11 protein-coding genes are annotated in these 12,362 nt (G+C 41.3%); 5 read left to right on the top strand and 6 right to left on the bottom strand.

Going from position 1 to position 12,362, the window contains the following annotated elements; all coding sequences use genetic code 11:
- On the bottom strand, window positions 1–2,254 hold a 2,254-nt coding region (feoB, locus tag KKA81_09830), incomplete at its 3' end, for a ferrous iron transport protein B (GenBank protein ID MBU2651221.1).
- Between the two features lie 37 nt (window positions 2,255–2,291).
- Between feoB and KKA81_09825 the strand changes: the two genes are divergently transcribed.
- A complete protein-coding gene (locus tag KKA81_09825) occupies window positions 2,292–2,483 on the top strand; it encodes a hypothetical protein (protein MBU2651220.1) in 192 nt (63 codons plus the stop codon).
- A gap of 57 nt (window positions 2,484–2,540) precedes the next feature.
- Here KKA81_09825 and KKA81_09820 read toward each other — a convergent pair whose 3' ends face one another.
- The gene (locus tag KKA81_09820; GenBank protein MBU2651219.1) at window positions 2,541–3,068 is read right to left on the bottom strand and encodes a DUF5063 domain-containing protein; all 528 of its coding nucleotides are present in this window, start codon (window positions 3,066–3,068) and stop codon (window positions 2,541–2,543) included.
- A 72-nt stretch (window positions 3,069–3,140) separates the two neighbouring features.
- Entirely contained in the window at window positions 3,141–5,096 is a 1,956-nt protein-coding gene (locus KKA81_09815) for a hypothetical protein (GenBank protein MBU2651218.1), read from the bottom strand.
- A gap of 433 nt (window positions 5,097–5,529) precedes the next feature.
- On the opposite strand from KKA81_09815, the gene KKA81_09810 reads away from it, so the two are divergent.
- Complete coding sequence (locus KKA81_09810; GenBank protein ID MBU2651217.1) at window positions 5,530–5,934, top strand: helix-turn-helix domain-containing protein; 405 nt, start codon at window positions 5,530–5,532, stop codon at window positions 5,932–5,934.
- A gap of 51 nt (window positions 5,935–5,985) precedes the next feature.
- Here KKA81_09810 and ndk read toward each other — a convergent pair whose 3' ends face one another.
- Window positions 5,986–6,405 (bottom strand): nucleoside-diphosphate kinase, encoded by a 420-nt coding sequence (ndk, locus tag KKA81_09805; protein ID MBU2651216.1) that lies wholly within the window; start codon window positions 6,403–6,405, stop codon window positions 5,986–5,988.
- Between the two features lie 129 nt (window positions 6,406–6,534).
- On the opposite strand from ndk, the gene KKA81_09800 reads away from it, so the two are divergent.
- From KKA81_09800 to KKA81_09790, 3 genes are read left to right on the top strand one after another with little or no spacing between them, the layout of a single operon-like run.
- Window positions 6,535–7,536 (top strand): DHH family phosphoesterase, encoded by a 1,002-nt coding sequence (locus KKA81_09800; protein ID MBU2651215.1) that lies wholly within the window; start codon window positions 6,535–6,537, stop codon window positions 7,534–7,536.
- 60 nt (window positions 7,537–7,596) lie between these two features.
- Complete coding sequence (locus KKA81_09795; GenBank protein ID MBU2651214.1) at window positions 7,597–8,112, top strand: FKBP-type peptidyl-prolyl cis-trans isomerase; 516 nt, start codon at window positions 7,597–7,599, stop codon at window positions 8,110–8,112.
- 13 nt (window positions 8,113–8,125) lie between these two features.
- Complete coding sequence (locus tag KKA81_09790) at window positions 8,126–9,460, top strand: FKBP-type peptidyl-prolyl cis-trans isomerase (protein ID MBU2651213.1); 1,335 nt, start codon at window positions 8,126–8,128, stop codon at window positions 9,458–9,460.
- 51 nt (window positions 9,461–9,511) lie between these two features.
- On the opposite strand, the gene cysQ is transcribed toward KKA81_09790, so the two are convergent.
- Together cysQ and uvrB are read right to left on the bottom strand one after the other, a co-directional pair.
- A complete protein-coding gene (cysQ, locus tag KKA81_09785; GenBank protein MBU2651212.1) occupies window positions 9,512–10,336 on the bottom strand; it encodes a 3'(2'),5'-bisphosphate nucleotidase CysQ in 825 nt (274 codons plus the stop codon).
- Window positions 10,326–12,359 (bottom strand): excinuclease ABC subunit UvrB, encoded by a 2,034-nt coding sequence (uvrB, locus tag KKA81_09780; GenBank protein ID MBU2651211.1) that lies wholly within the window; start codon window positions 12,357–12,359, stop codon window positions 10,326–10,328. The genes cysQ and uvrB overlap by 11 nt, the downstream gene beginning before the upstream one ends.
- Between the last annotated feature and the right edge of the window lie 3 nt (window positions 12,360–12,362).

Genomic DNA, 12,362 nt, shown 5'->3' with positions numbered 1-12,362 from the left:
TATTTCCTGTATCTTCGTGATAAAGAACTCCAAGGGTACTCACAACAACTTCTTTGGCAGCTATTCCTGCAACAAGGCTCACATTCATTTTCCAGTTGAATCCCAATGGAGACAAAACAGGATCCAACGCTTTTCCAATCCTTCCGATGAAAGATGATTCCTGAAGCCTTGAAACCTTTTCAGACATGATGCTGTCAATTTTTTGGTTCATTTCGACGGACAAATCAAGCCCTAAATATGAATATTGCTGGGATTTACCTATTTGTGATTCATAATAATTTCTGACCTCTGTGACCTGATTGTCATAAGACTCCCGCAAAGAATTATTTCTGGGGAAATAGCCCAGTGCCCAGATAATAATAGATGCAAAAAGAATTACACCTCCCATTTTTTTCAGATACTGCTCTCCACGAAACCATGTATGTCTGATGGTTGTTTTCAGGGTAGGCATCCTATACGGAGGCAATTCCATAACAAAAGGCATTTCTTTGGCACGGAACATGGTCCGTTTGAAAACCAAAGCCATGAAAGCTGCCATGGCAATACCGAACAGATAAATGCCGAAAAGAATAAGTCCCTGTTGTTTTTCGAAGAAAGCACTAATAAGTAATATATAAACCGGATACCGTGCACTGCATGACATGAACGGATTGATCAGCATAGTCACAAGCCGGTCATTTCTACTCTCAATGGTGCGGGTAGCCAAAATAGCCGGAACATTACAACCGAATCCCATCAGTAAGGGAATGAAAGATTTACCATGAAGCCCGATATTGTGCATTAACTTGTCTAAAATGAAAGCTACCCTGGCCATGTATCCCGTATCCTCCATAAGGGAAATGAACAGAAACAATATGAGTATGTTAGGAAGAAAGACTATCACACCACCTACCCCGCCTACAATCCCATCTACAAGAAGATCCTTGACAACCCCATCTGCAAGGTTTGCTGAAATGAATGCCCCCAGGAAGCCTACAAAACTTTCAATCCAGTCCATAGGATACTGCCCGACAATAAATGTTGTTTCAAACATCAACCACATAAAAAACAGAAAGATAGGGTAACTGAGCCATTTGCTGGTAAGAAATCTGTCAAAACGTTGCTCCCTTGTCTTAATCTCCTGTTTGTTCGGGGTATAGGTTTCTTTTAATGCACCCGAAATAAAGCCGTATTTGGCATCAGCAATCAATGTTGATGTTTCTTCATTATATTGTTGCTCAAGCTTGCGTATTTCATTTTTAACAATGCTGTTTATTTCAGGGTAATTTTCAAATTTGGAGAGGCTGAAATTGGTTGACTTATCTTCTTCAAGCAGCTTAATGGCGTAATAACGCGAGGAAACTCTATCGGTAAAAGCATGACTTTTCCATAATGCATCCTGGATCTTTCTAAGGGAATTTTCCATATCAAAGCCATAATTGATATGGATATGCCTGACATCGGGATCCTGATCTTCATATACTTGAATGACTTTACGGAACAATTCCCTGTATCCTTTACTCTTATTGCTGATGGTAGGGATAATTGGAATTCCGAGCATTTTGCCCAACGAAACAAAATCAAAGTCATCCCCCTTTTTTTCAAGTTCATCATACATGTTAAGGGCGATAACAACCCGAATGTCCATGTCGATCAACTGCGTAGTGAGGAAAAGGTTTCTTTCAAGGTTGGATGCATCTATAACATTAACGACGATATCTGGTATTTCACTGAAAATGTGTTTTCTGACATAGAGCTCTTCCGGAGAGTAGTCCGTAAGAGAATAGGTTCCCGGTAAATCGGTAATATTGAATGTGTAACCATCCATTTTAAACCGGGCCATCTTGGCATCTACTGTAACTCCACCATAATTGCCGACATGTTCCCTGGATTTTGAAACCAGGTTGAATAGTGTAGTTTTTCCCGAATTCGGATTGCCAACCAGAGCTATATCAATGGTTTTTTCTTTTTCCCTTACTTTTTTCCTGAGACCATTGGAAAGTAGGATACCATTGAATAAGCCGGTTTTATCTTCCTTTATTGAATCATCGCTGGTAACAACTTCAATGAGTGCAGCTTCACTTCTACGGAGGGATACTTCATAATTCATTAGCCTGTATTCCACGGGGTCCTTGAGTGGAGCGGACTTAATGACGGTTACTTCCTTTCCTTTGACAAAGCCCATTTCCATGATCCTCCTCCGAAAGGCGCCTCTACCTCTGACTTTGGTAATGATGCCTTTTTCGCCTTCTTTCAGCTCACGGAGAGTGGTCATTTAGTTGTTATTTAGATTAAATAAGCGTTACAAATTTATGAATCTTTTGTTAAGTTTTGAATTCGCAGGGGAAAAAGTGAGAAGAAAGAATAAAGAGGGGAGAAGGGAGAAGGGAGAGGGGAGAGGGGAGAGGGGAGAAGGGAGGGGGTTACAAGTTGCAGGTTCCAGGGGGCAAAGTGCAGGGAGCAAGGTGAGGGTCCAAGGTTACGGTTGGCTACTTGAGGCCTGAATCCTGATACCTGAAACCTGTAACCTGTAACAATCACATTATCTGCCTCTTATCGGTTCAATCGATAAATAAAATTTTGTGTATCGCTTTCTGCAGCAGGATGGATTTATAGCCCCAGTTTCTGGCAAAGAGTTCTTTACAGCTCTTTACAGCATTTTGTTTTGCGTTAAGGGTATTTTTTTGATATAGCATCACGAAATCTTTCAGATCCTGGTAGATATCGGCAAGGAGTTCAGGGATGGATCCCTTGGTTATTTCCGTATCAATGAAGGTTGAATCATCTATAAACCAGAAGAAGTCTTTATCAACAAATTTGTCCCGCATATCGTTGAAAATAATTTCCCAGTTTTCTTCGGTAACAAATCTTTCATCGGCATCGGGGTTTTCGGGTTCCACTTCAGGGAGCAGAGCTCCTTTCAGATAAATCAGAGGTGCAATCTTTTGAAGATATTCCAGGATATCGTCCAATTTGTATTTATGAGCTTTTTCAACGAACAAACAGTAATCGTTTGCTACTGTGAGGAATTCAATAACGGTCCGATTAAATATAGGGTCCTGGGTCAAGTCTTCCATATTTCTTTCCATGATGGTTTTTTTTTGCAAAGATCGATATTTTCCTTTCAGACAAGAAGCCTTCACCCAAGATGTTCACATGGTTTAGTAGAACGAGGGTATGGAAGGAGCATTGGAATAAAACCCATGTATGCTTTTCTCCGGGATACCGGATAGGGAAAAATCAGTTTCTGAAGCTCCAGGTGGCGCAACCGGGAAATAAGAGATCTGGATTTGTAACGTGTTAAATACAAGGTTTTCGTTTCTGATTCTAAGCCCAACTCCCAATCCAACATATACAGGATTATCGAATAGAGGCTTATTTTCTGTGGATAATATTCCACAATTAACGAATCCATATACGGCTGTAGAAAATCCATAGAAAAACCATGGGGTAAAAACCACACTTTCTGTTCCCGCTACCAGGCGTTTCTGCCCCAGAAGGTCATTGATTCCCAAACCTTCAAATCCATTTCGGTCGTCCATCCGTATCACTTCCCCCGAAATCCGGTGAAATCCCTGGGTATAGTTAATATTCAGATAGTTTCTGATGCGGGCATTTTTCATTTTAAAAGCGGGAGTAGCATAACTGGCATTACATTGAAATAGTCCCTGTTGGTATTGCCCATCTTTATAATAAGTGCCAATTTCCATTATGCTATAGACATACCCGGCATTGTTGAAGTAATTTCCATAACCTAAAAGTAAGCCTGTGTAAGGCCGGTTGTAAAATTCTCCCAATTCATATCCACCGATAAGCTGGAAAGTGTATCCATAGGGTATGTCCTCGGTTTTTCCGAAACTATATACATAGTTGGTGATAAAATAGTTATTCCTGGCAATACCTATTCCCCCTATAACTGTCAGGCGGCTTCTGAAACCAAGGTTGCTATCTGCACTGACAAATGGCCTGGAAAAGTAATCAAGACTGATGGAACGGGCAGATAACAAAAGGTATGATGGGTGTTTTACCTTTGCTCTGATATTTTTCTTCAAGGCAATTCCATTGGTATAATAAAGATCAGTCTGGTAAGAACCAATCTGGATTTCATTGTTATTGCCGTCCGGATCATTTACAGAGGCAGGATAAGTTGTTACACCCACTTTAATTCCGAAAGCGTCATCGAATGACGGGGGGATCAGATCCCTGGAAATCCCTGCGGTAATGTCTCTTCGGTCATCATCATCCCGGGTATATTTCAATAGACCTTTAATAAATGAGCCACCGATGTTACTTATTTCGTACTTACCTTCTTCATATAGTACTACAGGTGTCCGTTCCGTATTCACTGAAATCTTATTGTCGAAACGATGCCCTAATCCCATGACATTCACACTCCAAACTCTGACTGAAAATTTCCGGGCATTTTTAATGGTACCGCTGAAGGCATAGGAGAATTTATCTTTAGTCACAACAATCAAGTCTACAGAGTCTGATCCCGGAGAAGTCTCAATAACCTGTATATTGGCTTCATCAATAAACGGAAGGGCCCTTAGTATTCTTTCATTATCGGCCAATACCAGCGGATCCAACTCATCCCCCGGCTTAAAAAACATTTCCTTCCGTATAACAGATTGTTTTGTCAAAGTATGGAGGCTGTTTCCAAACCGGTTTAGAAAGCCCTGTAGATTCTTGGTACTGTCCGGGGTAAAAGGCAGAAGCCTTATGATCTCAATCTTGTGGACAATCTTACCGGAATATTGAACATAAGGCATTTCCCTGGAAGTTATAACAGGTTCTACTTTTTGTGCCTGAGAAGAAGGGTTTTTAAAAGCCATTTGATAAAGAACGGAAGTGATTTTCCTCTTATAAGCCACCGACTTTATGGAATCATAAAATTTTCGGGATTTCAAAGCCTGATTCCCATACCAATTGAAAATACTGTCGCTGCCCTGAAATACTAAAGTGTCCTTTGTTTGCCGATGTAATGTATCCGGTACCTGCGGGATAGGGGAGTGACAAGTTATGGAAGCATGGGTATAGCCATGTATAATTATTAGTCCGGATATTATTAGACCGGAGTATAAAATGCTTACCAGGATATTTTTTCGACGGACCAAAGAATGAAGATTATCACACAAAACTAAGAAACAAAAGCCAGATTTTTGTAATCAATACAGTTTACAAATGTGAATTATTCAATACGCATTAATCAAAATCCTTATAAATAGAAAGGAAACGAGATCAACTAAGTTTACAAATGTAATTTATTTATCCTGCATTCCGGATGACTTCACTATTCGTAAATCAGTTCAGCATTAAGCAAGTTTATATAGCTTATAATCAGTTTTATAAAAATTATATCTAAAGTTATAATTTAGATACAGTAAAGTTATCAGGAATAAATCACTATAAGTGTATTTAATTTAATATCAGTATAATAAAGAACACTTCCCTGAGGTTACAAATGTAAACAAACTTATCGTAAAGAATTTGCGAAAAGGTTACAAATGTAAACTACGATTTGATTACATTTGTAATATATTTTTCTTCATGCAAAACAGAATTGAACAAATAATCCGGTCCAAAAATTTAACACCCTCACGATTTGCGGATGAGATCGGAATACAGAGATCTGGTTTATCTCATATCCTATCGGGGCGAAACAAACCCAGTCTCGATTTTATACAGAAAATCCTTCACCGGTATCCGGATGTTGATATTGAATGGTTACTAACCGGTAAGACCCGAAAGGAAGAAATTCCTGATCTTTTTACAACACGAAAGGAGGACAAGCAACCTGAGAAGAAGGCAGAGGAAAAGGAAAAGGCAGAGGAAAAGGAAAAACCTGTTCTTCCTGAGTTTAAGGTTCAGAAAGAAAAAGGAAAGAAGGTTGTTAAAGTATTAATACTTTATTCTGATTATTCTGTTGAAGAATACAGGTTATCGAATGACTAAACCTACTGCTTTTGCATTGTATACAATGGAATTGTTCTAAAACCGGTTGTTTTAAAAGCGTTCCAAAGCTGAAAAGAAGAAATTGCTCTCCTTTATGGCGTTCTCATCGCTGTCAGAACCATGAACCGCATTTTCCTGGATATTGGTTCCATAAAGCTTTCTGATCGTTCCTTCTTCAGATTTGGAAGGGTCTGTAGCCCCTATAACAGTTCTGTATGCGTCCACTGCATTATCTTTTTCCAGTATTGCGGCGACAATAGGTCCGGAAGACATAAAATCGACGAGATCGTTGTAAAAAGGTCTCTCTTTATGCACTTCGTAGAATAATTGTGCTTGTTTGACCGATAGTTTCGTGAATTTCATGGCGCGTATCCTGAAACCAGCTTCATTGATTTTTGCGAGGATGGGGCCGATATATCCTTTTCTGACCGCAGTTGGCTTGATCATCGTAAGGGTTACGTTTCCTTTCATTTGTAATTTTTTATTATTATTTCCGCTTAATTTGTTTAATTTGGGCAAAAATAAGGAAATATATTCCCCGTTTACCGCTTAACCCTTTAATCTTATGTTAAGTATTCCGGGAAGTAAATTTTTGCAGGTATGTCAGATGAAATAATCAAATTACTTGTTCCTGGTCACAAGATTGCCATTACAAGCCATTTTAATCCCGATGGTGATGCGATAGGATCTTCTTTGGGGCTTGGATTGTCTTTGCGGAAAGCAGGCCTGAATGCCTCTGTAATTGTTCCCAATGAGTATCCTGAATTCCTGCATTGGCTTCCGGGCAATGAAAGTGTATTGATTTATGAAAAGGAAGCAGAAAAAGTGAAGGAAGTTCTCAGCCAAGCTGATGTGATTTTTTGCCTGGATTATAATTCGCCTAAAAGGGTAGGCGGAATGGAAGATACGCTCCGTTCTTCCAGGGGAGTAAAGATACTGATTGACCACCACCTGGAACCTGATCTGGCTTTTTTCAACCATGTATTTTCCCGCCTAGAAACCTCTTCAACTGCTGAGCTTGTTTATGAGTTCATCTACAATTCCGGTTTGCTGAAAGAAATTGATCATGATATTGCCGTGTGTTTTTATACAGGAATAATGACCGATACAGGATCTTTCAGTTATGCCTGCAATTATGAGAATACCTTCAGAATTGTGGCAGACCTGATGAAATGGAAGATTGATGCAGAAAAGATACACCGGCTAATTTATGATACATTTTCCGAATCACGGCTTCGTTTGCTTGGATTTTGTTTACGTGAGAAACTTACTGTGCTGCAGGATTTTGCTACTGCCTACATGTGGCTGACACGTGATGAACTGAATATGTTTAATTTTCAACCCGGTGATACTGAGGGTATTGTCAATTATGCCCTTTCCATAAAAGGTATCCGCTTTGCCGCTATGTTCATTGAAAGAGATGATAAGATCAGGATTTCCTTCCGGTCAACCGGTGACTTTTCCGTTAATGAGTTTGCCAGGAAGCATTTCCTGGGTGGTGGACACCGCAATGCTGCCGGGGGAGACTCCTATGATACCATGGAGCATACCTTGCAAAGATTTTCTGATTTATTGCAGGATTATATACATCAACTTCTATAATAAGCCATGCGTTTTCATTGTTTTTCTGTTAGAGTATTTATCAATTACTTGTTTTCATGTATGTTGATTCTATTTATTGCTTCCTCTTGCAATAACGGGGAACAAAAGAAAAAAACGTTAAGGAGTAAAGATCTTAAAGAACCTCTTATTGAAGCCAATAAGCATGTTGTAAAGACTGAAGCACAGCATATTGAAGATTTTCTGGCTCGTTACCAATGGCCTGCGATGGAAACGGGAAGTGGGCTAAAGATTTATATCTATGATGATAAACCAGGAAAAAATGTTCAGCCTGGTGATGCCATTGTTCTTGTATATTCAGTGCATCTCATTAATGGAACAAGGGTTGATTCTGCAACGGTATCAAGCCCGGTCAGATTCACTGCCGGCAAAGGTGAAGTGATCAGTGGTCTGGAAGAAGGAATTTTATATCTATCCGAAGGAGATAAAGCAAAAATTATTATACCTTCGCACCTTGGTTACGGACTGTTGGGAGACCTTAAAAAGAACATCCCTCCCAAAGCAACACTTATTTATGATTTAGAGTTAAAAAACATCGCCATTCAAAATAAAAATTAATAATCAGTTTGTTATGAAAAGGAATTTTTTATCATTCATCATTTTGCTATCCTTTACTGCAGTGGTAATAACTTCATGCGGAGACCCTCAGTTCAGAGGTTTTGACCAGACGGAAACCGGCCTTTATTATAAATTCCATAACCAAAGTAACGATACCATCCAGGCTAAGATAGGTGACATTGTTACGGTAAATATGCTTTATAAACTGGGAGATTCCGTGATGTTCGACAGTAAAAGGATTGGTCAGGAACTTGAATTTCCTGTAGAACCGGCACAATTCAAAGGAGATTTGTACGAAGGACTTTTGCTTATGTCGAAAGGCGACAGTGCAACCTTCCTGATCAGTGCCGATTCGTTTTATCTGATCACCGCCCGTGCCCCTCAGCTTCCTGATTTCGTCGACAGTGGTAGCTTCATGACTTTCGAGATAGGTCTGAAGAACCTTATGACGCGTGAAGAAAAAGCCCGCCAGGAGCAGGAGAGGTTAGATCAGAGAAGAGAGCAGGAACAGATTGACCTTCAAAACTATCTTACAGAAAACAATATTACGGTTGAACCTACAAGCAGCGGTTTGTATTTTATTCCTGAAAAGGAAGGTGTTGGAAGAAAGCCCGTTAAAGGGGAGATGGTTAAGATCCACATGACTGTTAGTCTGATTGATGGCAACAAGATATTTTCCACACTTGACCGTGGGGATCCCATTGAATATGAGTATGGTAAGAAGTTTGATACCGATGGATTGGATGAGGCTGTCGGAATGCTTAAAAAAGGTGGGAAAGCGCATCTGATCGTTCCATCAAATATTGCTTTTGGGGCGCAGCAACGCGGACAGGTGATCGAGCCGTATTCAACACTTTTGTATGAGGTGGAACTGGTCGATATCCGTAGCAAGGCCGCTTACGATAAGGATCAGGAAAACAAACGCAAACAACGGGAAGTTTCTCAGCAGAAAAACAAAAATGAAGAATCTGCTATTCTGAGCAAGTATTTGAAGGATAACGGAATTACAGAAAAACCAAGAGAAAGCGGACTGATTTATATTGAACGTGAAAAAGGATCGGGTCCCCAGGCCGTCCCGGGTGCAAATGTTAAAGTCCATTATACGGGGAAACTTCTCAATGGCACTGTATTTGATTCTTCTGTTGAAAGGGGTGACCCTTTTTCTTTCCCGCTCGGACAAGGTCGTGTGATCCAGGGTTGGGATGAAGGCATTGCACTTATGCGCCAGGGTGGTAAAGCTACCCTCATTATTCCCTCCAAACTTGCCTATGGTGAAAGAGGTGCCGGAGACAGGATTCCCCCTTTCTCTCCATTGGTATTTGATGTGGAATTGATTGCTGTTGAATAGAATCAGAATATTAGCCTAATAGCATTCAAGGCATCCCACCGGGATGCCTTTTTATTTTCTCCCGGCAATAAACCAGGGATTCAGCAGGTTTTCCTTGTTGTAAGTCATTTCTTCGCCTGATTCCATGTTGTTAACAAATCCTCCCGAGTGAGTGATGATGGCTTGTCCGGCCGCCGTATCCCATTCCATGGTAGGGGCAAAGCGAGGATATATATCTGCAGCACCTTCAGCAATTTGACATAGCTTAAGGGAGCTGCCCCGGGAGATCATGACTGCATCAGGAAATTTCTGAAGGATTTCATCAATATAGCTTTGTGTTTCCTGGTTTAGATGCGAACGGCTGGCAACAATGGTGAATGGTCTTGCCGACTGAGCTACAGGAAGGCGTTTTCCACTTTGAATAAGTGCGTGTATATCAATTGTTTTTATTTCAGCCTGAATGCTAATAACTTTCCATGACCCGAATTCGGGAGCGGCGAAATACAATTCTTTTAATACGGGGACATAAATGACCCCCAATTCCGGTTTTCCGTTCCTTACCAAAGCGATATTTACTGTAAATTCATCATTTTTCTTGATGAATTCCTTGGTTCCGTCCAGAGGGTCCACAATCCAGAGATATTCCCAATCCTTTCTTTCTTCATAGGGCATAGCCCTTCCTTCTTCGCTAAGAACAGGGATACCGGATGAGGCCAACCGTTCCATTATTGTATGATGGGAAGCCTTGTCTGCCAGGGTTAGCGGACTGTTGTCAGCTTTCATTTCCACAGTAAATTCCTGACGGTATATTTCCAGGATAGGAATGGCTGCATCCATCGCGGCCTGTATGGCTAAGCTGAGTAGTCCTTCATTCGAAAGATATTTATTATCCGGCATAATCCTTTTCTTTCAATATTCTTTGCAATTCGTACATTTCGTCTCTTAATCTCGCAGCCTCGATAAAATCCAGGCTTTTCGCCGCTTTTTCAATTTCCTGCTTCAAGGAAGAAATGGTTTTTTCAAGTTCGTCCTTTTTCATGTAAGCAATTACGGGATCGGCGGCAAGGTTAATGGAAGCTTTTTCGATGTAGGCAACCGGCTCTTTGGGTTTACGATCCGCAACCGCAGTTTGCCCCATGATTTCTTCAATAGATTTTACAATCGGGGTAGGAGTGATATTGTTTTCGAGGTTGTAAAGCATTTGTTTTTCTCTTTTGCGCTTGGTTTCCTCGATAGTTTTCTTCATTGATTCCGTTATGGTATCCGCATACATAATCACTTTACTGTTCAGGTTACGGGCAGCCCTTCCTGCTGTTTGTGTCAGGGATCGATCTGACCGCAGAAAGCCTTCCTTGTCGGCATCAAGGATGGCCACCATACTCACTTCAGGCAGGTCCAGGCCTTCCCGGAGCAGGTTAACCCCGACCAATACATCAAAATTGCCAAGCCGGAGGTCACGCAGTATCTCAACACGGTCGAGTGTATCTACTTCAGAGTGGATATATTTTGATTGTATTCCCAGGTTTATGAGGTATTTGTTAAGTTCTTCGGCCATCCTTTTGGTGAGGGTGGTTACCAATACCCGCTCTTTCCTGTCGGTAACTTTTTGTATTTCTTCCAGAAGGTCGTCGATCTGGTTCTTGCTTGGTCTTACCTCTATTTCCGGATCCAGCAGTCCTGTAGGCCTTATCAGTTGTTCCACGATCACGCCTTCGGATTTCTGTATTTCATAATCTCCCGGGGTAGCGCTGACGTAGATGGTCTGACCGGATAAAGCCTCGAATTCGTCAAACTTCAGAGGGCGGTTATCCAGGGCCGATGGCAAACGGAAGCCATATTCGACAAGGTTTTGCTTCCGCGACCGGTCTCCTCCGAACATGGCACGGACCTGGGGAAGGGTTACATGACTTTCGTCGATGATGGTGATGTAATCGTCAGGGAAATAATCAAGCAGGCAAAAGGGGCGTGTACCGGACTTCCTGCCATCGAAATACCTGGAATAGTTTTCGATCCCCGAACAATATCCCAGTTCTTTCAGCATCTCCAGATCATAAGAAACACGGTCCTGCAGCCTTTTCGCTTCGGTGTATTTGCCATTATCCCTGAAAAAGGCAACCTGCCGTATCATGTCTTTCTGTATTTCCACTATTGCCTGGTTCATCTTATCCTTGGAAGTGACAAAGACATTGGCAGGGTAGATGCTAACAGAGTTCAAAACCTCAATTGAATGTCCGTTCACAGGATTGAAGCTTTCAATTTCTTCCACCTCATCTCCGAAGAAGACTATCCTGAACGCGATATCTGCATAAGCGGGAAAAACATCAACCGTATCCCCGCGCACCCGGAATTTACCACGTGTGAACTCAATTTCCGAGCGGGAGTACAAACCATCCACAAGCTGGTGAAGTAACTGGTTTCTTGGAAGAAGGTCCCCGCGTTTTATCCTGACTACATTCCGTGTGAAATCATCCGGGTTACCAATGCCGTAAATGCAGGAAACAGAGGATACTACAACTATATCCCGCCTTCCGCTTAAAAGGCCGGAAGATGTGCTTAGTCTCAGTTTTTCGATTTCGTCATTGATGGAAAGGTCTTTTTCTATGTATGTGTTGGTAACAGGAAGATACGCTTCCGGTTGATAATAATCATAGTAAGAAACAAAATACTCAACCTTGTTTTCGGGAAAAAACTGCTTGAACTCACCATAGAGCTGAGCTGCCAAAGTTTTATTGTGACTTAGGATCAGAGCAGGTCTCTTCACTTTTTCAAGCACATTGGCTATCGTAAAGGTTTTTCCTGAACCGGTTACACCTAGAAGTGTCTGAGCGGGGTCCCCACGCTCCAGTCCCTCCACCAGCTGCCGAATGGCTTCCGGTTGATCCCCGGTAGGCTTATAATCGGATGTGAGTCTGAAATCCATATA

It is taken from the genome of Bacteroidota bacterium, assembly GCA_018831055.1.
GTDB lineage: Bacteria > Bacteroidota > Bacteroidia > Bacteroidales > B18-G4 > M55B132.
This window is presented reverse-complemented; position numbering and strand designations above follow the sequence as displayed.

Bases quoted from the DNA above. Each gene is read 5' to 3' on its own strand.
- ndk (MBU2651216.1), bottom strand. From the start codon at position 6,405: ATGAAAGGAAACGTAACCCTTACGATGATCAAGCCAACTGCGGTCAGA.
- KKA81_09790 (MBU2651213.1), top strand. From the start codon at position 8,126: ATGAAAAGGAATTTTTTATCATTCATCATTTTGCTATCCTTTACTGCA.
- KKA81_09810 (MBU2651217.1), top strand. From the start codon at position 5,530: ATGCAAAACAGAATTGAACAAATAATCCGGTCCAAAAATTTAACACCC.
- KKA81_09795 (MBU2651214.1), top strand. From the start codon at position 7,597: ATGTTGATTCTATTTATTGCTTCCTCTTGCAATAACGGGGAACAAAAG.
- KKA81_09825 (MBU2651220.1), top strand. From the start codon at position 2,292: ATGAATCTTTTGTTAAGTTTTGAATTCGCAGGGGAAAAAGTGAGAAGA.
- cysQ (MBU2651212.1), bottom strand. From the start codon at position 10,336: ATGCCGGATAATAAATATCTTTCGAATGAAGGACTACTCAGCTTAGCC.
- uvrB (MBU2651211.1), bottom strand. From the start codon at position 12,359: ATGGATTTCAGACTCACATCCGATTATAAGCCTACCGGGGATCAACCG.
- KKA81_09820 (MBU2651219.1), bottom strand. From the start codon at position 3,068: ATGGAAAGAAATATGGAAGACTTGACCCAGGACCCTATATTTAATCGG.
- KKA81_09800 (MBU2651215.1), top strand. From the start codon at position 6,535: ATGTCAGATGAAATAATCAAATTACTTGTTCCTGGTCACAAGATTGCC.